Raw genomic sequence first — 26,613 nt, 5'->3', positions numbered from 1 at the left:
TAAGCGCACCCCACCTTTATAAACACTTCAATTGTGTTGGGCAGCGTCATTTGTTTATACGACACAGTTTGGTTAATCATAACTGGCCGCGGCTATGGACCCCGCCGATGACAGCGGGGACCTTCGCTCCGTAGACCGGTTGGCTTGTGCTACGCCACCGCGCCTCCGAGGATCCGCAGTGAGTACTTGTCATGCGCCCGGTGCAGAATCATCGTCACCGGACCCGAGGTGAACACCCCGCTGACCACGTACTCCTTGTTGTTGCCGGTCTTGGCGACCTGCCTCGCATACAGGGAATCGGTCTCCTGCTTCGCCTGCTTGAGCCACGAAGAAGCCTTGCCGTGGTCGACTCCGGCCACGTTCAGGCCGGTGCAGGCGGCGAGGAAGCCGAAACCACCGGTTTGCTTCGTGCCGGTTCGGCACAGCAGGGATGACAGGTTCTCGTGATCGGCGTATCCGGCCGAAACCGTCAACCCGTTCCCGCCGCGCCCGTGGACATAGGTTCTCTTCTTCCCGTCGGGCATCTCCTGCTCAACGGGCTTGTCCAGCTTCAGCTTCCAGGACTTCGCGAGCCCGGTGAGGAAGCTCTTCCCGGTGTATCCGTCGGCCATCGCCCCCGCCGCGCCGAAGCTGGGCCGCTTGTCGCCGGCCACCGCGTGCTTCGGCAGATCGGCGGCACGCGGCGCGGTCCGTGTCTTGGACGGCTCGGGGCGAGGCGCCGCGGCCCGAGCAGGCTCGGACGCCGCCGGTTCTGGGCTGCTCTGGCTGCAGGAGACGGCTCCCGCCGCGCCGATGACGACGGTCATCAGCACGACGGGAACGCGGAGGGCGGCGCGCATCACAGGCCACCGTCGACGAGGTTGCACGCACCGGGTTCGGCGTAGTTGAACGGAACGAAGGCGATCGCGTCGAACACCACGTTGTCGTCTCCGGTGCCGGCGTCGTGCAGGTTGTCCGCCTCGATCCGGCCGCCCTTCCAGAAGCTGAAGGTGCCCATCTCGAACCAGGTGTCCTTGCCCGCGCTGCGCGTTGCCTGGTTGACCCGGCAGTAGTCGGGCTTGGCGCCGGCCGTGTTGTCGCCCGGGATGAAGTTGTACCGGACGATCGCTTCCGCGCCATGGCTGGGCAGATGGAGATAGATCTTGTAGCGCTGGCCCGGCTGGTCTCCGGAGGGGAGCTTGGCCTGGTTGACCTGCCACCGACCGGTGATCTTGTGGAAGTAGTCGGTGTCCGGGTAGCTGTGCGTGAAGTAGACGTGGTGGTCGTACCCGGCTCCGAGCTGGTGGAGGTCGATGGGGGCGAGGTAGGGGGTCGCGCGGAAGGTGCCGTTGTCCCTCAGCATGGTGATGTTGTCACCGGCCTGGAGGGTGAACTTGCCGTCGTCGGCTCCCTCGAAGTCCCCGCATCCGTAGGTGTCCTCGTGCTGGCCGAGGTCATCGACGATGATGGCGTTGGGGTAGACGCTCGGGTGGTCGATGCACGGGCCGTGACCGTACTTGCTCTTGAGCTCGGGCTCTCCCGAGCCGAGCGAGTAACTGAGCTTCTCGGTACTGGAGTTGCCGGTGCTCTGTGAGCCCATCCAGTCCACGCTGCCGTCCCAGTAGCACTTCGAGTCCCAGCTCGGGCACGGGTCGGCCGCGCTCGGGTTGCACGAGTTGAGGGACGGGTCGCAGAACAGGGTGCGCGGGGCGGCCTTGATGCCGCCGAACGGCATGTTCGGCTTGGAGTACGACGCTTCGCCGTCCCAGGTCATCTGCGGGACTTCCGCCCAGCCGAAGATCTTTTCCGGGTAGTTCCAGTCGCCGGGGTGGGAGGCGTCGTCATAGCTGTAGCGCAGGAACGGCTGCCGGTCGGCCGGGTAGCGCGGGTTGATCGGGTTGTTGAAGAAGCCCAGGCCGACGGCGCCGGAGGTGTAGACGCCGGAGTTGTAGCCCCACAGCGCCGTGTACCAGTTCTCGATGTAGGCCGGGCTGCCGTTGTTGATGTTCATGCCCAGGGCCTTGAGCTGGTTCCACTTCTCGGCCAGGATGCCCAGCCCGGCGGCGATGTTCGCCGCGTAGTCGGTGGTGACGGCACCGGCGCGCAGCGGGGAGAGCTGCTCGGCGTGCTTCTCCGACATGCCGGTCGTGACCTGGGCGATGCCGTAGCCGCAGTCGGCCTTCTCCCGGTTGGGGTAGCCGTGGATGCCGTTCGCGTTGCCGTACCAGTCGGACTTGGTGACGTTGCCCGAGTCGCCGTTCATGGAGTGCCAGGACGCCTGCTTGAAGTTGGACTCCTGGGCGAGGATGCCCAGCATGACCTGTGCGGGAATGTCACCTCCGCCGGTCAGCGGCGGCTTGGGGAACAGGCCCTGCGGGGTGTAGGCGGCAAGGCCGGTGTCGTGCCAGTTCTGCGGGCGGGACACCTTCAGCTCGCCGTGCACGGCCTGGTCGACCGCCCACTCGACCATGTTCGCGCTGGGCTGGAGCGCCTGGCGCTTGGGATCGTTGCGCTTGACGATGCAGGGGGTTTCCATCGTCCCGACCTTGCCGTAGACGGCAGCGCCGGATCCGGACAGGCACTGCGATTCCGGCCCGCCCTCACCGCAGGTCAGTGGGTCGTCGTCATCGGCCATGGCGAACGCGGCCGGGTCCAGCGGCAGCGAGGAGTCCGGCTTGGGCCGCTTGCGGTCGGCGTCCACGAGCGTGGTGGCCTTCGCACCGCTCCTGAGCGCGGTCGCCTTGACGGTCAGCGTTCCGGCGCCCTCTTTCGAAGCCGCGCCGATGCGGGTGGTGATGCCCTTCATCTGCTCGGAGAACACCGAGTTGGTCACCAGATGACCGTGGCGGGAGATCCCGGCCACCCGGCCGTCCACCGCGTGCTTGGCGAGCCCCGGGGCCTTGCCGGTGTCGATTCCCTGTACGTCGCCGACGACCGCGTCGCCGCCGGCCACGGGGAGGAGCTTGACCTTCCCCTTGGGGGCGCGGCCCAGCTCGGTGAAGTCCTTGCCGTTGAAGCGGGAGATGACGCTGCTCTTGTCGTCGACCGTGCCGACGTCCACCGTGCCGTTCTTCGAGGCGGTCAGCGCGAACATCGGGCCGGGCAGCGCGGCGAGCTTGCGGGCGGACAGCTTCCTTCCGCTGCCCTTCAGGTCGACGAGGTTGCCGCCGAGCACCCCGACGGTGCCCTTCTGCGTGGGCGTGACGTGCGTCAGATAGCCCTCGACCGCACGGCGGGAGGAGACCGATCCGGTGGCCGCGTCGACCGAGATCACCGTCGTGGAGCCGGCGGATCTGTCGGTGGCCGAACTGGAGGTGAACGCCACCTCGTCGTCCGCTCCGCAGCCGGGCGTGAAGTACGCCAGCTGGACCCGGTCGGGAACCTCGGTGACCTTGCCGTCGGAGAGCCGGATCACCGCGGCGAACGCGCCGCTCTCGTACGCGCCGGGCTCGTTGGCCCAGGCCGAGGGGGCGTAGACCGCCGCCGCGTAGTTCCCCGATCCCGTGGTGCAGACGTAGCCCGTCCATGGGCCCACGTCGGACAGGTTCTTGCGGTTGAGGCGGGCGATCTCGTAGAAGGAGAAGCCGTCGCTCTCCCGCGCCGCCAGGATGTGCAGTCCCTCGGCGTCGCCGGTGGCCTGCACGATCGCGTCCGACGACGAGGCGTAGCCCGATCCGAGGTCCTTGCCGGGGGCGGAGAAGAGGCGGGGCGTCGTGGCGTCGGCGGCGGCAGGGGCCGTCTGCGCCGGGGTGTCCGAGGAGGCCAGCGGGACTAACGCCGCGGATGCCGCCACCACGCTCATGGCTATCAGCGGGTTCGTGGCGAAGTATCTCCGGAGCCCTCTTGTGCGCATCATCTTCCTCACATCCAGTCCGTGCACATGCCGTGCACGATCGGAAGGCTCGCGTCGTTGTTGTTCTTGACGTACCTCAGCGGCGCGGGGTCGTACTGGGCGTTGACGTCGTTCCAGCACGCCTTCGCGGTCGTGGTCTTCCAGTTCTGCATCTTGGTGTAGGCGCCGGCCACACCGTCGGTGAGAAGGCTCGTGGTGTCGTAGTCCTGGATGCCGCCGTCGGGATCACGTGTGGTCCACAGCGTCCCGTACACGTAGTCGGGGGACGTGTCGAGATCGCGTGAGATCTTCGCCCACACCCCCTGGCACTTCGGCGACCACATCAGCCGCACCACGACCGACTTGTCCTCCTCGGTCACCTGCTGGAGGATCTCGGCGTCGTCGTCACACCCCATCTGAATGGGGTCCTTGCCCGAACAGGTGGCCCGCCAGCAGTCGGCCGCGGTCGCCGGGGACGCCTGAATCCCCTGAAAGGCTCCGGCCAGCAGCGTCAGGGCAGCCGCCGCCGGGCCCCATCTACGTATGCCGTGCACACGCATCACCCCAGATCTTTCTTCGCCGTACCGCATCATGCGCAGCACCTATGACCGTGTTCATCCTTGTTGTCCCTGTGTAACTTCGGCATCAGAAGACACGCGGAGCCTACGCGAACACATGCGCGAACCACGGGAGTTGGGGCTCCCTTTACCTGCGCTGACGCCGAGGGAGCCGACACGGCCCGGGTGCGTCTGCGCCCCGCCCCGGTGCCTACACTTCCCGCCATGGACGACACGTCGCTGGAGCAGCTCGGAGCGGGCAAGTACCTGCTCGTCACCAGTTACCGCAAGAACGGCACCGGCGTTCCCACGCCGGTGTGGGTGGTCCGCGACGGCGACGCGCTGGGCGTGTGGACCGTCGCCGACTCCTGGAAGGTCAAGCGCATCCGGGCCCGTGGGGACGTCCTGGTCGGGCCCTGTGACCTGCGCGGCAGGCCCACCGGTGGGCAGGTCCCGGCGACCGCCGAGATCTGCGACCAGGCGACCGGTGCCCGCTACCGCCGGCTCATCGCCGGCAAGTACGGGATCACCGGCCGCCTCACACTGCTCGGCAGCCGACTGCGCCGTGGCGTGAACGGCACGGTCGGCATCCGGATCACACTGACGCCCTGACCCGGGTCGAGGGCGCCCGGTGACGGGTCACGGGGTGTCGACCACCGTGCCCGTCACCACGGGAGCGCCGGGCTGGGGCTCACCGGAGTCGTCGTCCAGGCGAAGGCGCACCGACTCGGGCTGCTCGGCCACGCCGTCCCTGAGGGTCGGCACCACCAGCTCCGCGGTTGTCCTGCCCGCCGGGATGGACACCCCCGGCGAGAGGCCGTCCACCTTGGACAACGGGCGCTCCGGATCCGGGGACTGGCCCGAGTTCTCCAGGAGCCAGCGCGGGTCGACGTCCTTCGTCGACAGTTCCGGGCCGTCGGTGACCGGCAGCAGCGTGAACGTCCCTCCGAGGTCCGTGTCGGCCACCGCGGACAGCGACACCCGCCACTTCAGCGGCTTGCCCTCGGATACGCGGTCGGCGATCGGTGCGATGGAGAGCGAAGGCATCGGGTCGTCGTTCTCCACGGTCACTCCGCCACGGTGCGAGCCGACGACGGCGGTGCGGACCGCCTTCACGAAGACGTCGTGCTCGATGTCGTTGCCGAAGCGGGGGTTGCCCTCGACCTTCACCGGTACGTCGAGTGCGTGCGTGCCCGGCCGGACCGTCACCAGCCGGTCCGTGACCCTGCCCGTGACGGGGTCGGAGACGAACAGCCGTACCTGCCCGTCGCCCTGTCCCGCGACGCGCACCGGTACCCGGTAGTTCCGTACGCCCGAGTTCCCCTCCTTGACGGTCAGCCGGCCGATGTCGACCCGGGGCAGCGGAGCCTCCCGCACCACCGGGGTGCCCGGCCGCCAGGCCCAGGCGTCCATCAGCCAGGCCTTCCCGGACCGTGAACGGGGCGTCAGCTCAAGGGACTTGATGTGCTTGAGGTCGAGCGCCGCCGCGTCGTCCGACCCGATCGGCACCCGCACCTCGTGCGCCCAGTACGAGGCGGTGCGGTCCGACCCGGGCAGCCCGTCGGCCTTCACACGGCCGAGGGTCCGGTGCCGCCCGGCGCTGTCGGTGACGGACACGTCCAGCTGGGTGCCGGTGGTGTTCGGCGGCACGATGACACGCAGCGCCAGCGCCTTGCCGCCCGCCAGGGACAGCGGCCGGTCGGGGCGGATCCTCGCGGCGGACCCCGCCGAGGACCAGCTCAGCGCGACCGCGCGGCGGCCGGGCTCACGGTCGGTCTCCCACTGTGCGAAGTGCGGTGAGCCACCGGTCGTCTCCGACGAGAGACAGGCCTTGGCCGCGGAGGGATCGACCGCCGAGCACAGCCGGCCGCCGCTCACCGTGACCTTGCCGTCCGGCAGGAACCCGGCGCCACGGCCCGCGCCGACCGCGTGGGTGAGGACGCGCGCGGGATCCGCCGAGGGCGCGCGGCGGCCCGAGCCGTCGAGCAGCGGGCGTACCCGGTCGTCCTTGGCGACGAACAGCCGTGCCGCCGCCGCGATGTAGCTTGCGCCCGCCTTGTGCTGCTGGTCGGCGGTGAGCCGGGTGCGGGTGCCGGGGGAGCAGACCGGGTCGGGCTGCTCCTCGTCGTTGTAGAAGTCGTCGTCGGCGGGCGCCTCGGCCTGCCCCGGCGTCCACTCGCTGTTGAAGAAGTTGTGGTTGGCGCCGACCACGTAGACCGCGCTGTGCAGGGCGGCGCCCCGGCTGACCCGGCGGGTGCCGTCGACGTACACCTGGCCCTGCAGATCGGAGACGTCGCCGTCACACCCCGGCAGGATCGTCATCGACGGCACGTCCGGGACGGGATTCTGGCCGAAGATCGTCGGGCCGATGAGGACGGTGCCGCGAATGTGCCAGCGCACCCGGCCGTGGTAGCCGTCCTGGTCGGCGGGCGGCGGGTAGAGGCTGTCCATCGCCGCCCGGTTGACGCCCTCGCCGCCTCGCGAGTGCCCCACGAGCAGCACCCGGGACAGATCGGCGCGGGGCGCCTGCCGTACGGCCGCCGGGGCCGAGCCCGGCTGCGCGGACCAGTCGGCCCAGTGCGCGAGATGCTGGCGTACGAGCGAGGAGCGGGCCTGCGCGCCGCCGTCCTCGGCGCTCCAGTCCTGGCCGTTGATGCCGTTGGCGGAGATCGACACCGTCACATAGCCCTGGGAGGCCAGGAGCCGCTGGTCCCGCAGATAGCCCCGGTGGCTCGGCACCGGTTCGGCGCCGGCGGCGCAGGGCCAGTCGCCCGTGACCTCGCCCTGCGGGGTGTAGCAGGTGAAGTGCCGCCCGTGCAGGAACAGGGCGAGCGGGCGCCGGCCGTCGGCATTCTTGGGCGCCACCACCACGGCCCGCATCTCCACCGGCTGGGCGAATCCGGGCAGCCGCACCGGGGGAAGGTCGTACTCGCCGGTGACGGTCCGGTACGCGCCCGGCTTGCCCGGGTCGACCGGGTTGGCGGGCAGCCGCTCCGGGACGGTCACCCCCGAGCGTGCGCCCGAGGAAGCGCCCGGGGCGGTGCCGGGCGCGTCCAGCCGGCGCCCCGCGGCCCGTACTTGCAGATCCCGCACGGAGTCGAGGCGGACCCCGTCGAGGCCGAGCCGGAACGTCCGCCCGTCCTTCGCCTGCGCAGGCCGGCCGAGCAGCCGGTCACCGGCGTAGAACTCGACCCGGGCGTCCCCCATGGGCACCCGCTCGTCGGACCGCCACACCAGCTGTCGCGCCGCTCCCTCGCCGGTGATGCTCCAGTCCGGCGGCAGCCCCTCACCCCGGTCGGCCGCGGGCGGCCGTGTCTCGGAGGCTGGTTGAGCCTGGGCCCACCCTGGCGACGCCCCCACGATCGCGAGCACCGCCACGGCGGTGGCCCATATTCGACGGGCACGAATCACATGCCCCTCCCTTCCGCTCGCTCCGGGACGGGAGGTCCCGGGCTCTCACTGCGAGAGGACGGAAGGGGTCAGTTGTGCGTTGCCTGTGACGAAAGAGAAAGGGGATGGCGACCGTGCCGAACCGGCCACGGACAGGACTGGGCGGACGTCCGACGGGAAAGGCCACCCCAATGACCACTCCCATGAGCACCCCGAGGAGCCGAACTCCCCGCCACCGCGCCGCCGTTGTCGGCACCGGCCACCGCGCCCGGACCTTCACCCACGCCCTCGCCGAACGCCCCGGCCACGTCGTCGCCGCCCTCTGCGACCCCAGCCCCACCCGCATGGCCTTCCACAACCGGCTGCTGGCCGAGGCCGGCGAACCCGCCGCCACCCAGTGGGAACCGGACCGTTTCACCGAGATGCTCGCCCAGGAGGGCATCGACGAGGTCGTCGTCACCACCGTCGACGCCGAGCACGACCGCTACATAGTCCCGGCACTCAAGGCGGGCTGCCGGGTGGTCACCGAGAAGCCGATGACCGTCGACGCGGAGCGCTGCGCCCGCATCCTCGACACGGTCCGGGTGACGGGCAACTCCCTCACCGTCGCCTTCAACTACCGCTTCAACCCGGTGCACGAGACGGTCCGCGCACTGCTCGCCGACGGCGCCGTCGGCGAGGTCCTCTCCGTCCACTTCGAGTGGCTGCTCGACACCCGGCACGGCGCCGACTACTTCCGCCGCTGGCACCGGGAGAAGGACCGCAGCGGCGGGCTGATGGTGCACAAGTCGAGCCACCACTTCGACCTGGTCAACTGGTGGCTCGCGGACGAGCCGAGGGACGTCTTCGGCTACGGGCGGCTCGGGTTCTACGGCCGTGCGGCGGGCGAACGGCACGGACTGCGCCGGGACTACGACCGCGCCCACGGCGCCGACCAGGCCGCCGACGATCCCTTCGCCCTGGACCTGTCGGCCAACGCCACCCTGCGCGCCCTCTACCTGGACGCCGAGCACGACGACGGGTACGTCCGCGACCGCAACGTCTTCGGCGGGCCCGTCACCATCGAGGACGACATGGCCGTCCTGGTGCGCTACGCCAAGGGCGCGACGATGACGTACCACCTCACCGCATACTCCCCGTGGGAGGGCTACCGGGTCATGTTCAACGGCAGCGCGGGACGGCTGGAACTGGAGGTCGAGGAGAGCCGCTGGCAGCGGCCCACGACCCGGATCAGCGCCGCGAGCGGGGCGCTGCACGGGGACACGGCCGCCGAACACGCGGGCGGGGCACGGCTCACGCTGCGTCCGCTGTGGCGGCCTCCGGTGGACGTCCCGCTCGTGACCGCCCACGAGGCGCACGGCGGGGGAGACCCCCGCATGCTCGACGCCCTGTTCGGCCCCGTCGATCCCGCGCACCCGGACGGGGCGGGTACCGGGGGACGTACGGCGCTGCACCCCACGGCGACCGAACGCGACGGCGCGCTGGCCCTGGCCGTCGGGCTCGCCGCCAACCGGTGCTTCGAGACCGGACTGCCCGTCGCTGTACGGGAGTTGGTGCCGGGGCTGTGGGAGGGCTCAGACGGCCGGCAGGGGGCGGCTCAGGTCCAGGCCCGGTAGGGCTCGTCGACCAGCTGGAACACCGGCTCGCCCCGGACCGGGTCCTGTGCCGTGGACAGCCGGACCCGGTCCCCGCTGTGGATGCCGATGAGCGGGCCCATGACCCTGCCGCGTACGACGAACCCCTCGGTCATCTCGACGAGCGACACATTGCGCGCGGCGGGGGTGTTGCGGTGCACCACCGTGGCGTGGCGGATCGTCCCGACCCCCTCGCTGCGCTCCGTGCGCAGCTCGCTGCCCTGACAGACCGGGCACAGCAGCCGGTGGTACATGGCGGTGCCGCACCAGGTGCAGCGCTGGAAGAGCATGGCCTCGGTGTCCGGGGCCGTGGGTTCGAGGAGGCCGGCCGCGAAACCGGTGGTCGGACGAGCAACGCTTCCTGAGTGGTGGTACACGCTGGTCAACTCCCTGCGCTCGGCCGGAATCCCACGTGCTCGGGTCGTCCGTGCACGCACATGCCCGGTTCCTGGTGCCACCGCGCACGGCCTCAGCGTATGGCACTGAGTGCCACTCGTAAAGGCACTGCGTTCCCTGGATTTCCGAATCATTTCCGGATCTCGCGACGAGGCCCGCCGCGCAGGCGCGGGTCAGTCGCGGCCGAGCGTGGTCTCGATCTCCTGGACGACCCGCCACAGCGGCGCACCGCGCCGGGACACCACGACCACCACGTCGTCGGCGGGCCCGTCGGGAGCGGGGGGTGCGGGCGGGGCGACGCCGAAGGTGGACTGCACATAGCCGAGCGCGTGGTCCACCCCGGCGCTCGCGTCGGCCTTCCCGGCCGAGCGCAGCCAGGAGCGCAGCGCGTTGTTGTGCGCCGCCACCACGGCCGCGGCGATCACGTCGGCCTGCAGCGTCCCGTCCCGCCGGCCGGCGAAACGCCCGCGCAGATACTCGGCCAGGGCACGCTCGTAGCGCCACACCACCGACAGCTCGTAGGCGCGCAGCCCGGGCACCTTCTTGGTCAGGCGGTAGCGCTGCACCGAGAAGGTCGGGTTCTCCGCGTACATGCCCAGCACCAGCCGTGCCGCGTCGCAGACCCGCCGCACCGGTTCGTGCTCCTCGTCGCTCGCGGCCAGGAAGGCCGTCATGTCGGCGAGGCACCGCTCGTGGTCGGGGAAGACCACGTCCTCCTTCGACGGGAAGTAGCGGAAGAACGACCGCCTGCCGACACCGGCCAGCGCCACGATGTCGTCGACGGTGGTCTGCTCGTACCCCCGTTCCAGGAACAGCTGGAAGGCCGCCGCGATCAGCGCCTCCCGCATCGGGGGCTTCGCCGTCCCGGCCTCCGTCTTCTCGTCACGGCCGGGCGCCGCACTGCTGGAGCTCATGAACGGGAACGTAGCACCCGAGCGAAGCCGATGGCACTCAGTGCGCCCCAGGCAGGGTACTGAGTGCTGCGAGTTCCTCGTCCGTGACCGGCTCCCCGGAACCGGGCAGCAGCTGCGGGACGCCGTCGATCACCGGATAACGGCGCCGCAGCCGGGGGTTGTAGAGCGCGGAACCCGGTGCGTCCAGGACCAGCGGGCCCTTGTCGAGCGGACAGACCAGGATCCTCAGCAGCGGGTCGTCGTGCCTCATGAGCGGTTCCCTTCGGGGGCGGGGCGGTCGGTGTCGTGCCGCGGCAGGGTGAGTACGACGGCCAGGGCGAGCGCGGTGCCGCCCAGGCGCAGGGTGAGCCGCAGCGGGTCCTGCGGGAGCGGTTCGCCGAACGCGACCGTGCCGCCCGCCACGGCGAACACACAGGTGACGGTGGTGCACACGGGCACGATCAGCGAGGCCCGGCAGCGCTGCAGGGCGGTCTGCGAGAGCACCAGGCCGAAGGCTCCGGTGATGAGCAGGAGGTAGGGGTAGGGGGAGGCGAGCAGAGCCGGCAGCGCCTCGCCGGGCCCCGCGGTGGTGAGACGTCCCGACACACCCTTGATCGCGAGCGAGCTCACCCCGTACAGCAGCCCGATCGCCACGGCGTACACCACACCCGTCGGCGACGGCCGGTGACGCCGCCGGGCCCGCCGCTCGGCGGTGCCGAACAGCCACAGGCCGAGGACCAGCGCCGGAACGCACAGGGCGAGCAGCGTGCCCGCCGCAGCGGTGCGGGCGACCGGCTCGGCGCCGTCGTACAGGGACGCCACCAGCATCAGCAGCGCGACGCCGATGACGGCGACACCGCGCCGCTCGGCAGCCGTCAGCCGCTCGCCGAGCACCAGCGAGGACAGCAGGAGCAGCAGCACCAGGCCGGAGACGAACAGCCCTTGCGCGGCCGCGATCGGCAGCACCCGGTATACGGCCAGCTGAGCGGCGAAGCCCAGGGCCAGGGCCAGCGCGCCGCCGATCCACAGCGGACTGCCGGCGAGCAGGAGCACCGCCCGGCCCGGCCGTCCGGCGCGCAGCGGCGGCAGCCCGGCCAGCGCCCGCTTCTCCAGCACGAAACCGGTGCTGTAGAGGACGTTCGCCAGCAGCGCCGCGGCCACTCCCCACACCATCGCGCTACCTCCGGCGCGCGTGCACGAGCAGGATGGAGGCCAGCGACGGCACCCGGCACGCCAGCCGGTCGAGCGGGCGCAGCGGGCCCGGCACCCCGTGGAAGGGGGCGCCCTCCAGCCGTACGACCGCGAAGCCGGACGCGGTCACGAACTCCCGCAGGGCGCGCGCCGTGAACAGCCGGAGATGGCCCACCACCTGGCTGCCCGGTCGGCCGTGGACCCGGCGCAGGCTCACCTCCGAGAAGACGGGCTGGACGCCGCCGAGCAGCAGCGCACGGTTGTACCAGGCGGCGAGGTTCGGCGTGGAGAGCATCAGATGGCCGCCCGGCCGCAGCACCCGGCGCAGTTCGTCGAGGGCGCCGTCGGGGTCGACGAGATGCTCGACGACCTCGCTGAAGAGCACCGCGTCCGCGCTGCCCGACGCGAACGGCAGCCCGCCGCCCGCCAGTTCGCCCCGCACCACCTGCGGCAGTCGCCGGGCCGCCCGGCGCAGCGCGTCCTGCGACCAGTCGACGCCCACGATCCGGTGCCCGTCCAGGACCGGCGCCGCGACGGCCGCCGCCGAACCGTCCCCGCAGCCCACGTCGAGCACCACGGCGGGCGGGTGGCCCGGCCGTACGGGACCGAGTGCGCGGGCCAGCATCCGGGCCTGCCGCAGGCTGCGCTCCTCACCGGAGGCGACCGGGACGGCGGGGTCCTCGTAGAAGTCGCGCAGTCCCGTGGCGGGGGCGGGCGCGGTCGTGGGGGAGGTGGTCATGGCTCGCTCCGAAGGCCGTACGTCAGGGAGAGGCACTCCTCGAAGAGGCGGGCCAGTGCGGCACCGGCCGCGTCGTCGAGCAGGTCGTGCGACCAGCGCAGCGTCAGATGCAGCCGGCCGCCGGTGGAGGCCGCCGCGAGGCTCAGTCCGCGGGGCATGCGCGCGGGTGCCGAGAACCACACCGCACGGGCCCGCCCCGCATCGCCGAAGTCCAGCGGATACGGCACCCGCCCGATGTTGCTGAGCAGCAGCGTCGACGTCCACGGGGCGACGGCCCGGCGCACCCCACGGGTGAGCGCGCCGCGCACCCCGACCGGCAGCACGGGCGCCGTCAGCAGGGACGCCCCCCCGCCGAGCTGTGCGCGCGACTGTGACTTCAGCACCCGGGTGCGCCGCGCGGTGGTGTGCAGCAGCCGGGCCACGGCCGCCGGATCGGGGCGCCGGGCCAGGAGCAGTTCCGTGTCGGAGCGGTCCTGCGGGGTCACCGGCACCTCGACGAGCCGCGTCCCGTTCCCGATGGGCATCGCGAGGTCACGGGAACGCTCGTCCACGGGCATCGTGATCCGCACCGGGCGGCCGGATCTGCCGTGGGACCGGTTCCAGCGGCCCACCATCAGGGCGGCGGCGACCAGCAGCCGGTCGTTCACGGTCCAGGGAGCCGCCGGATCCGGCTGCGGCAGCGGCAGTTCCCGCAGCAGCATGCCGTTGGCCGCGGTGCCCGCGCGCTGCGGTCGGGCGGCGACGGTGTAGGCGGCGAGCCGTGCGGGCCGGGCCCAGCGCATCCGGCCGTCCCCCTGCGGCACGTCGTACGCCCCGCGCGGGGACGGGATCCGCCCCGCGGCCGTGCTCTCCCCTCCGTAGAGCGCGGCCGTCGTGGCGAGCACCCGCAGCGCGGCCGGTGCGTCGAGCGCGGTGTGGTGGACGGTGAGCAGCAGCACGGACCGTGCGCCGTCCACCGCCACCACCTCCAGCCGCACCGGCGGCGACTGCGACAGCGGCGGGCACAGCGCGAGCGCCCGGGCGCGGGCGCGGGCCAGCGCGTCCGGGCCCGGCCCGGCGAAGGTCACCGGGTCCACGTCCGGTGTGCCCGTCAGCTCCCACTCGTAGGACCGCCGGTACCAGCGGTGCGGCGCCTGGCGCACGAGGATCCGGGAGTGCAGGAGCAGCGCCCGGTGGAACGCCTCCCGCAGCCGCCGCGGCTCAGGCCGGCCGGGCAGATGGACCTCGATATGGACGGTCTCCGGCTCGTCGTCGCTGAGGAAGTGCCGGGACACCTCGTCGACGGTGGGGAACGCCAGCCGCGTCGGCAACGGGACCCTGCCGCGCCCGACACGGGGGTCGGCCGGAAGCGCGGTCACCGCTCGCCCCCCTTCCGGCCGGGGCGGGTCCTTGGCCCGTCCGCCCGCTCACGGCCGCGCGATCCCGGCCAACTCGCGCCGGTCGTCACCACGGCCGCCGACAGGGCCACGATCGCCAGCACCTGTGCGACCGCGCCGAACGCGCCGCGATCCGCCGCGACCGGCACGCCCGCGCCCATGGCCGCGGCGATACCCGCCCCCGCCATGGCCGCGGCCGCGACCGGCACCAGGGCGCCGGGCCACCGCCGGGCCACCAGCGCGAGCACCGGCACCACCAGGGCGAGCGGACCCGCCACCAGCGCCACGACCGCGGTCAGCGCCACCGTGCCGAGGACCGGACCGGGCTGGGGCGGAACTCCCGTGTCCCCGACGGCAGTTGACACGGCCCGCCGACGCCTCACCAAGGCCAGTGCCACCAGCGCGGCGACACCGACCGCGCCGCCGATCAGCCCGGCCCGGTACAGCCCCGCGGGCTCGTACTCCATGCGCACGGTGCCGGACTGGCCGGCCGGGATCAGCCAGGCCTGCTGCCAGCCGTCGAGCCGGACCGGGGTGAGGTCCCGGCCGTTCAGCGTGGCCTTCCAGCCGTCGTTGACGTTCTCGTACGTCCGCAGATACGCCGCCTCGCCCGACCCGGCGGACACGGAGACGGTCCGGCTGTCGCCGCTCCACTCCCGCACGGTGACGGCGCGGTCCGCCGTACCGGAGAGGGCGCGCGGCTCGCCCCGGGACAGCGTGACGTCCGTGACCGCGAGCGGCCCGGCGTCGGCGGCGTCCACGCGGTGCCTGCCGAAGCCCAGCTCCAGGCTGCCGCCCCGCGCCTCCTTGCCGCAGAGCTCGACGGTCACCGGCCGACGTTCCGTCAGATCGCTGACCAGCCCGGACGCCTTCGTCGCGTGGAGCGTGCCGTCGACGTCGAGCGCCGGGCCCTGCCCGCACGGCAGCGAGAAGCGGGCGTCCGGATTCGGACGAGGGGCCCGCAGATCGGCCAGCGCCGGCACGTACACCTCGCTCAGGCCCACCGGGAGCCGGAGCCGTTCGTCTGCCACCGGGTTGTAGAGGGTCAGGGGCGCGGTCCTGGTGACCGTGATGTCGAGGCGGTCCGTGGTGATCGCGTCGAACCGCGCGAGCCCGTCGGAGTCCACGGCGGCCGTCACCGTGCCGTGCGGCGAGCTGATCCGCACCTCCTCGGGGCGGGCGGAGAGGCCGCCCGCGGCCCCGAGGACCATCTCGTCGATCTTCCGCTCGCCCGGCCAGCTCAGATGGATCACGGGCCGGTCCCCGGCGATCCAGGCCGTCGTCAGATCGCCGTCGACCAGGTTCCGCGCGCCGAGCGCCATGCCGTTGCGGCTGGTGGAGTCGGCGGACACGGTGATCCGTGCGCGCTGCTGCGGCGCGACGCGGTCCAGCAGGCGGTCCAGTTCGTCGCCGGGCACGGCCAAGGCCTGGGCCGAGACGCCGTACGCGCTCGTGTCGCCCCGGGTGTGGAACTGCCGGTGCAGTCCCGCCTCCGCCGAGGCCGGAGCGAGGCCGCCCGGGTCGATGCCGCGATGCAGCGAGTACACCTGCGCGTCGGCGTCGATGCTCTCCGCGTCGGTCGGCAGTGCCAGCAGCCGGGTCACCTTCACCCCGGGCACGGACACCTCCGAGAACCCGGCGCCGGACAGCCCGGGCCGCGCCGACTCGGCGCCCAGGATCTCCACCTTGAGCCACTTGGCCCGGCCTGCGGGCGCGCGGACCGACTGCCGCTCACCGTCCGTCCGCAGCGTGCTGTCGGCCGAACCCCGGTTGGTCTCGATCCGCACCCCGGTGGGGGCGGGCCGGGTGGCGTCGGCGGGCAGCGGTGTGAGCTGGAGCGTCGACGGCACGTCCACGGGCCGGGTGAACTCCGCCCGCAGCCACTGGCCGGACGGCCGGCCCGGACTGCCTTCAGCCCAGGCGGTGTCGGGGTCGCCGTCGAAGGCGTTCACCGGGTCGTACTGCGGGAGGGGGAACAGCCAGTTGCCACTGCTGGACGCGGTCACCGACGCGGCGCCGCGCAGTACGGCCGTCGTCTGGTGGCCGGTGCCCCGCACGGGCAGGATCTGCTTCGGCTGCTCGCCCGGGTCCTGGAGGCTGCCGGAGGGGATCCGCTCGGTGGCGGTGTAGGTGTACGAGGTGTTGGAGTTGACCAGGCCGAACCGGGTGTCGGTACGGCGCAGTCCGTCGGCCTCGGCCTTGACCGCGGGGGCGTCGACTCCCGGATGGGCGTCCCCGGCCAGCACGGCGGGCCGGTCGCGCAGCGCCGGGTCGGCGGACAGCTGCAGCAGTGCCTCGGGGCCGCCGCTCACCACGGCCGTGTCACCGGCCGCCGCGATCCCGACGCGCCCTGGCCGCTCGGCGGCCCCCTCGGGCTCGTAGATCTCGACCGCCTGGAGGCGCGGGTAGAGGCCCTGCACCTGGACGGGCGTGTCGGCGGGGATGCGCCCGGCGGTCACCAGCGGGCCGAAGCCGGCGGCCTTGCGGTAGCCGGAGGCCTCCAGGGTCCGCCTGACCGTCTGCGGCGGCACGTAGCCGATCTGGTCGGGGTCGAGGTCGTTGCGCACGACCACCTCGTGCAGCCCCGCCCGGGCCAGATACGCGCGCAGGCCCGGCACCTCACCGCCCGACAGCAGCGACTGCTCGACCGCGTCCAGCGCCCGCCGCGAACCCGCCGTGCCGAAGGGCACGAAGTCCCGCTGCGCCCACCGGGTCTTCGCCAGCACGTCGAAGGGCTGGTCGACGGGGGAGCCCCAGGTGTAGACGCCGTGCGCGGTGGCCGGTACGACGAGGGCACGGCTGTCCGCGGCATGCTCGTCCAGCCAGCCGGCGGCCTGCTCCCAGTGCGAGGGCAGCTTGGTGAACGCGCCCGGCTGCAGGACGGTGCCGTTCACATACGGCCACGCCAGACCCGGCAGCACGAGCAGCGCGGCGATCGCCGGGACGTACCGGCGCCCGCGCGAGGCCCGGGTGCCCCGGCGCTCGGCCAGGACCGCCGTCAGGTGTGCCAGGCCGAGGGCGAGCGCGAGGGCGAGTCCCGGCTGGAACTTGTAGACGTTGCGGAACGGCCGCAGCGTGCCGTCGAGCCACCCCTGCACGGTGCCGTGGAAGGGCGCGCCGAGCGTGCCGCCGTATCCGGCGAGGGCGATCAGCGTGACGGCCAGCACGGTCAGCAGCAGCCAGCGCCGCTCGGGGACGTCCCGTCGGGCCAGCCCGGCCAGGCCCAGCGCGGCGGCGAACGCCGAGCCGAGCACGGTGACGACGGACGCGGCGACGGTCCAGCCGGCCGGCAGCCAGGCATCGCCGAAGTTGAGATACGCCACCCAGTTGCCCGCACCGCGCAGCAGTTCCGTCGCCGACATGGTGGCGGTGGTGGTGTCCGCCTGCTCCACGTACGGCATGAAGTCCTCGCCGTGCGCGCGCAGAAGCAGCAGCGGCACCGTCCACCAGGCGGTCGCCAGCACCACACCCGGCAGCCACCAGCCGAGCAGCGCCCGGCGCCGGGGACCCTTCGGCCGGCTCAGCAGATACAGCCCGACCGGTAGCAGAGAGGCCAGAGTCGAGGCGGCGTTGACCCCGCCCATGAAAGGCACGAGCAGCGCGGAACGGGCGGCGGCGATCCGCGGGCTCAGCGTCGCCGAGGTCAGCGGCAGCAGCACCCAGGGCAGAAGCGCCCCGGGCAGCGCGGCGGCGGACGTGGAGCCCACGACGATCGTGAAGGTCGGCCACAGCGCATAGGCCACCGCGCCCAGGACACGGGTCCCGGACGAACCGACGCCCAGCCGCTCCGCCAGCCGCAGCGCACCCCAGAACGCCGTGGTCACGACGATCGACAGCCACAGCCGCTCGGCCAGCCACACCGGCAGCTGCAGCAGGTCCGTCAGGGCGTAGTACGGCAGCATCGGGAAGGCGTAACCGACGTGCTGGTCGGAGATGCCGCCGAAGCCCGCCCGGTCGTGCCACAACTGCCCCAGGTCGCCGAGGAACCGCAGTGGATCGGCGGCCACGCCGAGCTTCGTCTCGAAGGTCATCCGCCCCGGCGACACCAGGAGGAAGGCCGTCAGTACGGCCGCCCAGAACCCGAACAGCAGGCGTCGTCCGCGCCGTCGCACGGGCGGGTCCGTCGGCGCGGGTGCGGGGGCGGCATGCGCGGGAGCCTGGATGGTGGTGGTCATGAGCGTGCCTCGCTAGCGGGTGCCGGACCGGTACGCAGGATCAGCAGCAGATTCCAGGTGGCGATCTCCCTCAGTACGGGGACCCGGGTGACGGCACCCGGGAGGAACGGCCAGTAGCGGGAGCGGGCCGAGACGATGTGCACGTCCTCGCGGGCGCGCACCTGCCGCAGGGTGGAGCCGATGTGCAGCGGGAAGAGGTTCTCGCCCACCGTGTGCTTGGCCTCGCGGCCGGTGCGTCGCCGGTAGCGCGCACGGGCCCGGTCCGCGCCGAGGTAGTGCCAGGGCGCGGTCTCGTGACCGCCCCACGGGGAGAGCCAGTTGGTGAAGGAGACGTAGATCAGTCCGCCGGGCCGGGTCACCCGGACCATCTCGCTGAGGAAGGTCTGCGGGTCCGCCACATGCTCCAGCACGTTCGACGAGAAGCACACGTCGGCGACACCGTCGGCCACCGGCAGCAGATAGCCGTCGGCCACCACCGCGCCCTCCGGCGGGCGGCCCCGCGCCCCCAACTCCCGGGCGTCGGGCTCGAAGAGACAGACCTGGGCGCCCCGGCGGCGGAACTCCTCGGTGAAGTGCCCCGGTCCGCCGCCGACGTCGAAGACGGTCCGGCCCCGCAGGTCCGTATGGCGGGCCACCTGGGCCACCGCGTCCCGCGCCAGCAGCGAGTAGCACCGGTCGGGGTCCGACTGCTCCCGCAGGAAGGCCCGGAACAGCGTGAGCGAGCGGCGCAGGGACGGGTCCCTGAGCAGGCGTTCGGCGATCTCGGTTCCGAGGACCTCAGTCATGCGCGGTCACCTCGTGCACGGGCGGGGCGGGCGGCGGCAGGGTGGTGGCGGCCACCGACGGGACGGCCGGTCCTGGCGCCACGCGGGGGTGCGGCAGACCGGGCGCGGCGCCCGGTGCGGACCGTGCCGTACGGCAGGCCTCCGCGGCCACCTCCCGGAACTGCCGGACCGTGCTGCTCCACCGGAAGTTCTCGGCGCGCGCCTCGGCGGCACGGCCCATCACACCCCGGCGCTCCGGGCTGAGCGCGAGCGCGCACCAGGCCGCGGCGAACGAGCTCTCGCCCCCGGCCAGCACACCCGTCACCCCGTCCACGACGGAGTCCCGCAGCCCGGGTATGTCGAAGCCGACGGACGGGGTGCCGCGCGCCGCGGCCTCGGTGACGACCAGGCCCCAGCCCTCCACCAGGGACGGATGCAGCAGCAGCCACGCCCGGCACAGCAGCCGGTGCTTCTCCGCCTCGGAGACATGGCCGGTGAACACCACATCGGGGCCGGCCATGGCCTGCAGCCGACCGCGTTCGGGGCCCTCCCCGACGATGACCAGCCGCCCGCCGGTGACCGGACGCACCCGCTCCCACAGCCGCAGCAGCAGATCGATCCGCTTGTACTCGACCAGCCGCCCCACCGCCACGAACAGTGGCTCGGCGGCCTTGGGCAGCAGCGGACCGGGCGCGTCCACGCCGTTGTGGACCACCCTGATCCGGTCCGGGCCGACACCGATGGCGCGCAGTGCCGCGGCCGTGGAGTCGGACACGGCGACGGTCAGGCTGTCGCGGTGCGGGCCGGCCAGCGCCCAGTGCTCCAGCCTGCGGCCGAGCCGGGCCATCGGGCCCGGGTAGCGCATGTCCCACAGGTCGGTGTGCACATGGTTCACCAGGCACAGCGTCGGACCGCGATGCCACAGCGGAGCCAGGTACGGCATGCCGTTGCACACCTCCACCAGGAGGTCGCAGTCCCCGACCTGACGGGCGAACGCCCGCTTGGCGCGCAGGAAATGACCGGCGTCGCCGCCCGCCGAGACCACGCGGTAGTCGCGGTGGGCGGCCGGACCGCCGCACAGCAGCGTGACCTGGTGGCCGGCCGCCGTGAGTCCGTCGGCGATGCGGTCGATGAGCAGTTCGGAACCGCCGGCGGCGGGGTTGCCCAGATCGCGGCGGGCGAGGAACACGATCCGGCGCGGGAACGGGGACGGGGACGAGCCGGAGGTGGTGACATCGGCGCCGGGGCCACGGCGGCGAGCGGTGCGGGGATGAGCGGGGGCGATGTCCTCCTGGCCGGAGACCTGGCCGGAGACCTGGCCGCGGACCGGGCCGGGGACGAGGCCGGGGACGAGGCCGGAGAGCAGGGAGGAAGCGTGCGGGGGCATCGTTGCTCCAACTCGTCGAACGAGGGGGGGCGGGAGCCGGGCGTCCGGGGGAGACACGCTGGGCGGGGACGTTGTGTGACGGTTGGGCCGGTTCCGGGAGAACGCGGAGGTACTGGTTGGTAACGTAAGTTTTCGGATGGAAGGCTCCATCTGACTACGCACGAAGGTGACAATTTCTCCCCGCTCATGCCCCCGGAGCAGTCACCTGTGTGAGCACTGTCGGCTCACTGTGGGTCCTCCGTCGCCGCCCGCCGCCGACGCTCACGGACCAGGAAGGCCAGTCCCGCGGCCGTGAGCACACCGCCCGCGGCCGTGGCGAGCAGGGGCGCGGTCTCGCCCAGCACCTCCAGTCGGCGGCTGTCCCGCGCGGTCTGTGCCACCTGGGTGCGGCGGGTCGCCTCGGTGAACTCCAGCCGGTCGCTCGCCAGCAGCGTGACCGCGTCCAGCTGGGCCCCGGGTGCGCGCAGTGTGATCCTCGGCGCGATCCGGGCGTTCATGATCCGGCCCGTGCGCCGCTCCACCACCAGCTCGATCCGGCCGTTGGCGTACCACTCCTCGGCCGTCACCTGCCGCTGCTTCGGCCGCCCCACCAGCGTGCCGGGCACCTCACGGGTGACTTCCGTCCGCCTGGGCGCCACGCTTCCGGTGAACCGGTAGCCCGCCTGCCCGAGCACCTTCTCGGTCCCGGAGTACTTCAGCGGCACGGCCGCGCCGAGCACGCCGTCCCACCAGCGGTAGGTGCGTTTTTGCACGTCGAACGGGAACTTCAGATAGGCGTCGCCCCGGAACGAGGGCTGCTCGCCGCAGCAGTGCACCGGCTGGTTGGTCCGCCGGTCCGTGACCCAGCGCTCGGTGGTCCACTGCAGCGACCTGCGCGGGTCCCGCAGCGCCAGCGTGGCGGGGGTGTCGATCTGCGTGGAGACGTTCCACACCGCGTTCCCGCTGCGCTCGGCGGCGGCCACGTCGCCCACGATCCGGCGGGTGACCGTGATCCGCTTCCCGTGCACGGTCTCCAGGGCACCGGTGTCGAAAAAGCTACCTGTCCCGGTGAGTACCGAGTCCGTCTGGACGTCGACCGGCGTGCGTTTGACCCGTGGCTCCACATACCGGTCGAGCAGCTGGCCGAAGACCAGCGCGAACACGCCCAAACCGAGCAAAATCAGCGGAAGAACGGAAGCTGTACGGCGCATGAGGGCACTCCGGTGGCAGCGGAAAGAAACGGACTGTGCGCACGGTGTCGGGCAGTCCGGGTCACCCGGGGCGAAGATGGCCTACCGGGGAGTAAGTAGTTATGAACGGCGAAATTAGGCCGCTATTGACCCGGTGTCAACAGTGACCTAATACTGATCGTGCCGGTCCGGGCCGGAACGCTGGGTGACAACCTCATCGACCGAGAGGCTCCTCGTCCCCATGCCCAGAACCCTCGCAGCACTGCTGACGTGCCTACTCTCCGCCGCCCTCGCCACGGGCGCCGCCTTCGGCCTCGTCGCCGCCCTGAACACCACTCCCGAGCAGCCGAACGTGCCGCTGGTCACCTTCCCCGACCAGGCCGCCGACCGGTCCGCGCCCGCCCCGTCCGCGCCGCCCGCACCGGCCGCGGAACACTAGGAGGTCGTGCCGTGCCCGCGCCCCCCGCCTGGCACAGGGTCCCGCCGGACCAGGTACGTCGGTTCGCCGATCTGGCCATGGAACGGGTGCCGGAGATCGCGCAGGACATCCTGCGGGCCATGCGCCAGGAGTTCCCCAACCTGGAGCTGACGGCCGGCGAAACGGGCGAGCCGAAGGCACTCGTGGCGACCCGGCTCGCCCTGGAGAGCTTCGTCGCACAGCTGACCACCGACATCGAGCGGCCCCGTGAACTCCCCGAGGTCTTCCGGGAGTTCGGGCGCAACCAGGCCCTCAAGGGCCGCCGTCTGGACTCCCTCCAGGCGATCTACCGGCTGAATGTGAGGCTGGCCTGGCGCAGCTTCGCCGAGATCGGGCAGAAGGTCGAGATCCCGCCACCGGCGATGTACGAACTCGCCGAGTCCGCGTTCGAGTATCTCGACGAACTCGTCTCCCACTCCCTGCACGGCTACGCCGAGGTCGCCGCCGGCCAGGCGGGGGAGCGGATCCGCCGTCAGCGCCTGCTGGTCGACCTCCTCCTCACCGAGCACCGCACCGACCCGTCCGCCGCCCTCACCGAACGCGCCGCCGCCGTCGACTGGCCCCTGCCCGACGAGGTCGCCGTGGCCGTCCTGCTCCGCCCCGCCCAGCAGCACGTCACACCGGCCCTGGGTGACGAGGTCCTGCTCGACATGGACGGCGAACAGCCCCGACTCGTGCTCGCCGACCCCGACGCGCCCGGCCGCGTCGACCGGCTGCACCGCGCCATGACCGGCTGGTCCGGAGCCATCGGCCCCGCCGTTCCGGTGACCCGGGCCGCCACGTCGCTGCACTGGGCGACGGCCGCCGCCCGCATGATCCAGGAGGGTCTCCTTCCCCAGGGCCGCCTCCTGCGCTGCAGCGAACACGCCGAGGCGCTCGTGCTGCTCCCCGCCGAGGCACTGATCGACGACCTCGCCCGCCGCCGGCTGGCCCGGCTGACCGAGGCCGGACCGGAGCAGGCCCGCCGCCTCGCCGAGACGCTGCTCGCCTGGCTGCAGACCCAGGGCGGCGCACCCGAGGTGGCCGCCCGGCTCGGCGTCCACCCCCAGACCGTACGCAACCGCCTGCGGCAGATCAGGGATCTGTGGGGCGACGAACTGGACGACCCCGACCGCCGCTTCGAACTCGAACTGGTCCTGCGGACACGCCGGTTGCGCGGAGAACTCACCGACCCGAGCAGCTGACCGGACCGCGCCCGCACGCCCGTCGACCCGGCGATCGTCCGGTGCCGCCGGTCCCCGTACGATTCGGCTGCCGCCCGCAGCCGAGGAGTCCCGTATGCCGTCCGCCCGCCCCCGCATCCTGTACGTCACCGACCTGGCCTACCAGGCGCGCGGGCGCCGCTACTGCGACGAGGACATCTTCCTCACCTCCCGGCTGCGCGACGACTTCGACCTGGCCCTGTGCCATCCCCGGGACGCGGCCGCGCTCATGGACGCCTTCGACGCGGTCGTCGTCCGCAACAGCGGTCCGGTCCTGGCGTACCAGGAGGCGTACGACGAGTTCCGCCGGCGTGCCACCGCCGCCGGGACGCGTGTGTACAACCCGCTCACGGGGAAGGCCGACATGGCCGGCAAGCAGTACCTGCTCGATCTGACCGCCGCCGGGTACCCGGTCATCCCCACCGTGGACCGTGCCGAGGATCTGAGCCTGCTGCCCCAGAGCGACCGCTATGTGGTCAAGCCCAGACTGGGCGCCGACTCCATAGGGCTGCGGATCGTCTCCGAAGAGGGTGCGCGCGCCTCGGCCGACGGGGACGTCCTCGTCCAGCCGTGCGTGGACTTCGCCTACGAGGTGTCGTTCTGCTTCGTCGACCACGACTTCCAGTACGCCCTGTACGCGCCGTACCCCGACCGGCGCTGGCAGCTGGAACCCTACGAACCCACCGACGCCGACCTGGAGTTCGCCCGGCGCTTCATCGACTGGAACGGCATCGCCCACGGCATCCAGCGCGTCGACGCCTGCCGTGCGCCGGGCGGCGAACTCCTGCTGGTCGAGCTGGAGGACCTCAACCCGTATCTGTCGCTGGACGCCCTGGACGACGCACGACGCGACGGCTTCGTCGCCGCGCTGAAGGCGTCCCTGCACGGCTTCCTCGCCGCCGGGGCCTGACCGCGCCGCACGCTCACCGCGCCCCGCTGAACCGGCGGGACGCCAACCCCGTATCTCTCCCCGGGGATTGGCGAAGCCCCGTGCCGACGGGGACGGAAGGAGAGCGGTGTGCCCACACGGCCCGACCCCGAGGAACCGGACGAGAGTCCGGCCCTGGAACCGATCCACGTCCTGCGCCCACGCCGCACCGACGCCCTCGCGGAGTTGTTCCGGGAGTGGGAGGAGGACAACGCCGGCTACGAGACCGTGGCCGTGCCCGGTGCGCTGCCCGTCGTCGAGGACGCGACCCAGGAACTCCCGGCCGTCGCCGAGGACAAGGGGAACGCGTGGAACGGCGGCGCCCGCCCCGGCCCGGGTGCACCGGGACCCGGATTCCGCCGGACCGCCATCGCGGTCGCCGTGACGGCGGCGGCGGTCGTCGGCTTCGGCGGCGCCCTCCTGCTGACCGGCCGCGACGATGACTCCGCGGCCCGGGACTCCGCGGCCCGGGACCCGGCGCCGTCCGCGACCGCGTCCGCACCGGCCGAACCCGCACCCACCGAGCCGGACGCACCCGGTGCGGAGGACGAGCCGGGTGACTCTCCCCTCTGCACGGCGGCCTTCCGGACCGTCAACAGCTGGCAGGGCGGCTTCCAGGGCGAGGTGACGGTGACCAACGCGCCCGCGTCCTCGGCCTCCGGCTGGACCGCGACCGTCGTACCGCCCGACGGAGCCCGCCTCACCCAGGTTTGGGACGGCACCCTCTCCAACACCCCGGACGGCAGGGCGACGGTCTCCAACGCGTCCTGGAACGGCACCCTCGCGCCCGGAGCCAGCGTCACCTTCGGCTTCCTCGCCGCCACTTCGGACTCGGCCGGGGAACCGTCGGCGAAGGTCACCTGCGCGGCGACGGCCGGGGCGGAGTGAGGGGCAGGGGCGGAGCGAGGGCTCAGCGCCCGTGTTCGACCAGCGCCTGGGACACCGCGCGCACACTGCGGGCGATGTGCTGCAACTGCATGACCTCGGCCGCGTACAGCTTGATCGTGTGCTCGATGACCGACTCCGGCATGCCCAGCGCCGGCAGGTCGGCCCGTGCGGTCTGCAGCGCGGTGCGGGCGACCCGGATCTCGTTCTGGACCTGGATCTGGGCGTGGCGGGCGAGCAGCACGGGGTGGCGGATCAGCGCGGGGTAACTGGCGTAGCGGGCCGGCACCAGCTCGCGCAGCCACTTGGCCGCCGAGCGCTCCCAGTCGTAGGAACCGGGCTGCTTGACCTGGCACGGCCAGTCGGGGCTGATGCGCGTGGTCGTCAGTTGCATGGATCGTCGCTTCCGGTGTGCGGCGTCGGGAGGGTGTCCGACAGGGGCGGGCGGCCCCGGCCTAGGGGATGACCGGGGCCGCCAAGGGCCATCGCACGGAACGAGGCCCGACCGGACAACCGGGGCGCCGACGCGGGTAGGAGACGGCGGCTTCGGGTGTCCGGGGTGACGCGTGAGCAGTATTTATATATGCCGTCCGCTTTGCAAGGCGCATGAAAACATTCATGCGTGCTTTGATCTGAATGGTGCCTCTGTGGCCCGGTTTGCAGGGCGTGCGACAGGCCCGCGCCGCCGGACGGCGCGAAGGATCAGTCCCGCAGGAAGAACTGGTGCTGGTCGGAGATGTGCTCGTACTCCTCCAGCCGTGCCTGCGTCCGCTCCGGGTCGGCGTCGGTCATGGCCTGCAGCAGCGCGGCGGCCATCACGCCGGGCGCCGCGTAGGAGTCGAAGACCAGGCGGGAGCCGGTGCCGGTGGCGAAGACGACGTCGGCGGTGTCGGCCACCGGACCGAGCGCCAGGTCGGTGATCAGGGCGACCTTGAGTCCGGCGCTGCGCGCGACCCGCACGGCCGTGAGCGTCTCCTGCGCGTGCCGCGGCATGGAGAACGCCAGCACCCAGGTGCCGCCGGCCTCGCGCGACTGCAGCAGCGCGTCGTAGGCGACGCTGCCGCCCCGGGTCACCAGCCGCACGTCCGGGTGGATACGGCGCGCGGCGTAGGCGAAGTACTCGGCCAGGGACCCGGAGATACGCAGCCCGAGGATGGTCAGCGGCGTCGACTGAGACAGCTTGCGGCCGATGTCGATCACCTGGTCGGGGTCGGCGAAGTCGCGCCGCAGGTTCTCCAGGTTGTCGATCTCGGCGTCCACGGCGGCCTGCAGTTCATTGGCGCCGTTCTCCTCGGCCGCCGCCGTCCCCCCGGCGAAGCTGCCGAGCGCGATCGTCTGGAGCTTCTCCCGGAGCGCGGGGTAGCCGCTGAAACCGACGGCCGCGGCGAAACGTGTCACCGACGGCTGGCTCACGCCGACCCGCTCCGCGAGATCGGTGATCGAAAGGAACGCGGCCTCGGTGATGTGCTCGATCAGGTACTGGGCGATACGCCGCTGCCCGGGCGACAGCCTCGGCTGGTCGAAGAGCGCCCTGAGCTGGGAGGTCGGGGACGCCTCGGCCTCCGGAACCGACTTTCCCGAGGTGATGGCGGATGCCTGTGCGCGTGCCTGCTGAGCCGACGACATCGGTGCGCCTTC

At 72.4% G+C, this 26,613-nt stretch carries 22 protein-coding genes; 6 read left to right on the top strand and 16 right to left on the bottom strand.

Translation table 11 applies throughout. The features are described from left to right. Window positions 1-149: 149 nt before the first annotated feature. The 3 genes from ACFWYS_RS42275 to ACFWYS_RS42265 are packed head-to-tail and all read right to left on the bottom strand — an operon-like array spanning window position 150 to window position 4,365. A complete protein-coding gene (locus ACFWYS_RS42275; RefSeq protein ID WP_384781556.1) occupies window positions 150-839 on the bottom strand; it encodes a hypothetical protein in 690 nt (229 codons plus the stop codon). Then, window positions 839-3,781: a hypothetical protein gene (locus tag ACFWYS_RS42270; RefSeq protein WP_384781554.1), complete on the bottom strand. Its 2,943-nt coding sequence runs from the start codon at window positions 3,779-3,781 to the stop codon at window positions 839-841. The genes ACFWYS_RS42275 and ACFWYS_RS42270 overlap by 1 nt, the downstream gene beginning before the upstream one ends. A 59-nt stretch (window positions 3,782-3,840) precedes the next feature. Next, on the bottom strand, window positions 3,841-4,365 hold the full coding sequence (locus ACFWYS_RS42265) for a DUF2690 domain-containing protein (protein WP_384781552.1): 525 nt from the start codon (window positions 4,363-4,365) through the stop codon (window positions 3,841-3,843). A gap of 228 nt (window positions 4,366-4,593) precedes the next feature. On the opposite strand from ACFWYS_RS42265, the gene ACFWYS_RS42260 reads away from it, so the two are divergent. After that, on the top strand, window positions 4,594-4,980 hold the full coding sequence (locus ACFWYS_RS42260) for a PPOX class F420-dependent oxidoreductase (RefSeq protein WP_384781549.1): 387 nt from the start codon (window positions 4,594-4,596) through the stop codon (window positions 4,978-4,980). Window positions 4,981-5,007: 27 nt separating this feature from the next. On the opposite strand, the gene ACFWYS_RS42255 is transcribed toward ACFWYS_RS42260, so the two are convergent. Further along, entirely contained in the window at window positions 5,008-7,779 is a 2,772-nt protein-coding gene (locus tag ACFWYS_RS42255; RefSeq protein WP_384781548.1) for a hypothetical protein, read from the bottom strand. A gap of 182 nt (window positions 7,780-7,961) precedes the next feature. Here ACFWYS_RS42255 and ACFWYS_RS42250 point away from each other — a divergent pair, with 182 nt between their 5' ends. Continuing rightward, window positions 7,962-9,374 carry a Gfo/Idh/MocA family protein gene (locus tag ACFWYS_RS42250; RefSeq protein WP_384781546.1) on the top strand — a complete coding sequence of 471 codons (1,413 nt, stop codon included), beginning with the start codon at window positions 7,962-7,964 and terminating at the stop codon, window positions 9,372-9,374. On the opposite strand, the gene ACFWYS_RS42245 is transcribed toward ACFWYS_RS42250, so the two are convergent. From ACFWYS_RS42245 to ACFWYS_RS42200, 10 genes are all read right to left on the bottom strand, one after another. Beyond that, window positions 9,356-9,769, bottom strand: a complete 414-nt coding sequence (locus tag ACFWYS_RS42245; RefSeq protein WP_384781544.1) for a Zn-ribbon domain-containing OB-fold protein — start codon at window positions 9,767-9,769, stop codon at window positions 9,356-9,358. The two genes, ACFWYS_RS42250 and ACFWYS_RS42245, sit on opposite strands and share 19 nt — an antisense overlap. A 192-nt stretch (window positions 9,770-9,961) precedes the next feature. Then, window positions 9,962-10,702 (bottom strand): TetR family transcriptional regulator, encoded by a 741-nt coding sequence (locus ACFWYS_RS42240; RefSeq protein WP_384781542.1) that lies wholly within the window; start codon window positions 10,700-10,702, stop codon window positions 9,962-9,964. Between the two features lie 37 nt (window positions 10,703-10,739). After that, window positions 10,740-10,952, bottom strand: coding sequence for a Trm112 family protein (locus ACFWYS_RS42235; protein ID WP_384781540.1), 213 nt, complete (start codon window positions 10,950-10,952; stop codon window positions 10,740-10,742). Further along, a complete protein-coding gene (locus ACFWYS_RS42230; RefSeq protein WP_384781538.1) occupies window positions 10,949-11,854 on the bottom strand; it encodes a DMT family transporter in 906 nt (301 codons plus the stop codon). Before ACFWYS_RS42230 ends, ACFWYS_RS42235 begins: the two co-directional genes overlap by 4 nt. 4 nt (window positions 11,855-11,858) lie before the next feature. After that, window positions 11,859-12,611, bottom strand: a complete 753-nt coding sequence (locus tag ACFWYS_RS42225) for a methyltransferase domain-containing protein (RefSeq protein ID WP_384781536.1) — start codon at window positions 12,609-12,611, stop codon at window positions 11,859-11,861. Beyond that, window positions 12,608-13,969 carry a condensation protein gene (locus tag ACFWYS_RS42220; protein WP_384781534.1) on the bottom strand — a complete coding sequence of 454 codons (1,362 nt, stop codon included), beginning with the start codon at window positions 13,967-13,969 and terminating at the stop codon, window positions 12,608-12,610. The genes ACFWYS_RS42225 and ACFWYS_RS42220 overlap by 4 nt, the downstream gene beginning before the upstream one ends. Next, the gene (locus ACFWYS_RS42215; protein ID WP_384781531.1) at window positions 13,966-18,162 is read right to left on the bottom strand and encodes an alpha-(1->3)-arabinofuranosyltransferase family protein; all 4,197 of its coding nucleotides are present in this window, start codon (window positions 18,160-18,162) and stop codon (window positions 13,966-13,968) included. Before ACFWYS_RS42215 ends, ACFWYS_RS42220 begins: the two co-directional genes overlap by 4 nt. Continuing rightward, window positions 18,159-18,947, bottom strand: a complete 789-nt coding sequence (locus ACFWYS_RS42210; protein WP_384781529.1) for a class I SAM-dependent methyltransferase — start codon at window positions 18,945-18,947, stop codon at window positions 18,159-18,161. The genes ACFWYS_RS42215 and ACFWYS_RS42210 overlap by 4 nt, the downstream gene beginning before the upstream one ends. Continuing rightward, window positions 18,940-20,313, bottom strand: coding sequence for a glycosyltransferase family 4 protein (locus tag ACFWYS_RS42205; RefSeq protein ID WP_384781527.1), 1,374 nt, complete (start codon window positions 20,311-20,313; stop codon window positions 18,940-18,942). Before ACFWYS_RS42205 ends, ACFWYS_RS42210 begins: the two co-directional genes overlap by 8 nt. Before the next feature lie 224 nt (window positions 20,314-20,537). After that, entirely contained in the window at window positions 20,538-21,503 is a 966-nt protein-coding gene (locus tag ACFWYS_RS42200; protein WP_384781525.1) for a DUF3068 domain-containing protein, read from the bottom strand. Between the two features lie 220 nt (window positions 21,504-21,723). On the opposite strand from ACFWYS_RS42200, the gene ACFWYS_RS42195 reads away from it, so the two are divergent. The 4 genes from ACFWYS_RS42195 (at window position 21,724) to ACFWYS_RS42180 (ending at window position 24,978) form a co-directional block, all read left to right on the top strand. Next, window positions 21,724-21,921, top strand: a complete 198-nt coding sequence (locus tag ACFWYS_RS42195) for a hypothetical protein (protein WP_384781523.1) — start codon at window positions 21,724-21,726, stop codon at window positions 21,919-21,921. Between the two features lie 11 nt (window positions 21,922-21,932). After that, window positions 21,933-23,144 carry a helix-turn-helix domain-containing protein gene (locus ACFWYS_RS42190; RefSeq protein ID WP_384781521.1) on the top strand — a complete coding sequence of 404 codons (1,212 nt, stop codon included), beginning with the start codon at window positions 21,933-21,935 and terminating at the stop codon, window positions 23,142-23,144. A 94-nt stretch (window positions 23,145-23,238) separates the two neighbouring features. Continuing rightward, window positions 23,239-24,072 (top strand): hypothetical protein, encoded by an 834-nt coding sequence (locus tag ACFWYS_RS42185; protein WP_384781519.1) that lies wholly within the window; start codon window positions 23,239-23,241, stop codon window positions 24,070-24,072. Between the two features lie 108 nt (window positions 24,073-24,180). Beyond that, window positions 24,181-24,978, top strand: a complete 798-nt coding sequence (locus tag ACFWYS_RS42180) for a cellulose binding domain-containing protein (RefSeq protein ID WP_384781517.1) — start codon at window positions 24,181-24,183, stop codon at window positions 24,976-24,978. A gap of 22 nt (window positions 24,979-25,000) precedes the next feature. On the opposite strand, the gene ACFWYS_RS42175 is transcribed toward ACFWYS_RS42180, so the two are convergent. Together ACFWYS_RS42175 and ACFWYS_RS42170 are read right to left on the bottom strand one after the other, a co-directional pair. Beyond that, the gene (locus ACFWYS_RS42175) at window positions 25,001-25,369 is read right to left on the bottom strand and encodes a hypothetical protein (RefSeq protein ID WP_384781515.1); all 369 of its coding nucleotides are present in this window, start codon (window positions 25,367-25,369) and stop codon (window positions 25,001-25,003) included. A gap of 308 nt (window positions 25,370-25,677) precedes the next feature. Continuing rightward, window positions 25,678-26,601 carry a MurR/RpiR family transcriptional regulator gene (locus ACFWYS_RS42170; RefSeq protein ID WP_384781513.1) on the bottom strand — a complete coding sequence of 308 codons (924 nt, stop codon included), beginning with the start codon at window positions 26,599-26,601 and terminating at the stop codon, window positions 25,678-25,680. Between the last annotated feature and the right edge of the window lie 12 nt (window positions 26,602-26,613).

It is taken from the genome of Streptomyces sp. NPDC059010 (genome assembly GCF_042740355.1).
Taxonomy (GTDB): Bacteria; Actinomycetota; Actinomycetes; order Streptomycetales; family Streptomycetaceae; genus Streptomyces.
Note: the sequence above shows the minus strand (reverse complement) of the source record. Positions and strands in the feature narration are given on the sequence as shown.

Excerpts from the sequence above, each read along its gene's own strand:
- ACFWYS_RS42225 (WP_384781536.1), bottom strand. The coding sequence starts at position 12,611 with ATGACCACCTCCCCCACGACCGCGCCCGCCCCCGCCACGGGACTGCGC.
- ACFWYS_RS42260 (WP_384781549.1), top strand. The coding sequence starts at position 4,594 with ATGGACGACACGTCGCTGGAGCAGCTCGGAGCGGGCAAGTACCTGCTC.
- ACFWYS_RS42235 (WP_384781540.1), bottom strand. The coding sequence starts at position 10,952 with ATGAGGCACGACGACCCGCTGCTGAGGATCCTGGTCTGTCCGCTCGAC.
- ACFWYS_RS42275 (WP_384781556.1), bottom strand. The coding sequence starts at position 839 with ATGCGCGCCGCCCTCCGCGTTCCCGTCGTGCTGATGACCGTCGTCATC.
- ACFWYS_RS42230 (WP_384781538.1), bottom strand. The coding sequence starts at position 11,854 with ATGGTGTGGGGAGTGGCCGCGGCGCTGCTGGCGAACGTCCTCTACAGC.
- ACFWYS_RS42240 (WP_384781542.1), bottom strand. The coding sequence starts at position 10,702 with ATGAGCTCCAGCAGTGCGGCGCCCGGCCGTGACGAGAAGACGGAGGCC.
- ACFWYS_RS42200 (WP_384781525.1), bottom strand. The coding sequence starts at position 21,503 with ATGCGCCGTACAGCTTCCGTTCTTCCGCTGATTTTGCTCGGTTTGGGC.
- ACFWYS_RS42270 (WP_384781554.1), bottom strand. The coding sequence starts at position 3,781 with ATGAGCGTGGTGGCGGCATCCGCGGCGTTAGTCCCGCTGGCCTCCTCG.
- ACFWYS_RS42185 (WP_384781519.1), top strand. The coding sequence starts at position 23,239 with ATGCCGTCCGCCCGCCCCCGCATCCTGTACGTCACCGACCTGGCCTAC.
- ACFWYS_RS42210 (WP_384781529.1), bottom strand. The coding sequence starts at position 18,947 with ATGACTGAGGTCCTCGGAACCGAGATCGCCGAACGCCTGCTCAGGGAC.
- ACFWYS_RS42250 (WP_384781546.1), top strand. The coding sequence starts at position 7,962 with ATGAGCACCCCGAGGAGCCGAACTCCCCGCCACCGCGCCGCCGTTGTC.
- ACFWYS_RS42175 (WP_384781515.1), bottom strand. The coding sequence starts at position 25,369 with ATGCAACTGACGACCACGCGCATCAGCCCCGACTGGCCGTGCCAGGTC.
- ACFWYS_RS42170 (WP_384781513.1), bottom strand. The coding sequence starts at position 26,601 with ATGTCGTCGGCTCAGCAGGCACGCGCACAGGCATCCGCCATCACCTCG.
- ACFWYS_RS42205 (WP_384781527.1), bottom strand. The coding sequence starts at position 20,313 with ATGCCCCCGCACGCTTCCTCCCTGCTCTCCGGCCTCGTCCCCGGCCTC.
- ACFWYS_RS42215 (WP_384781531.1), bottom strand. The coding sequence starts at position 18,162 with ATGACCACCACCATCCAGGCTCCCGCGCATGCCGCCCCCGCACCCGCG.
- ACFWYS_RS42195 (WP_384781523.1), top strand. The coding sequence starts at position 21,724 with ATGCCCAGAACCCTCGCAGCACTGCTGACGTGCCTACTCTCCGCCGCC.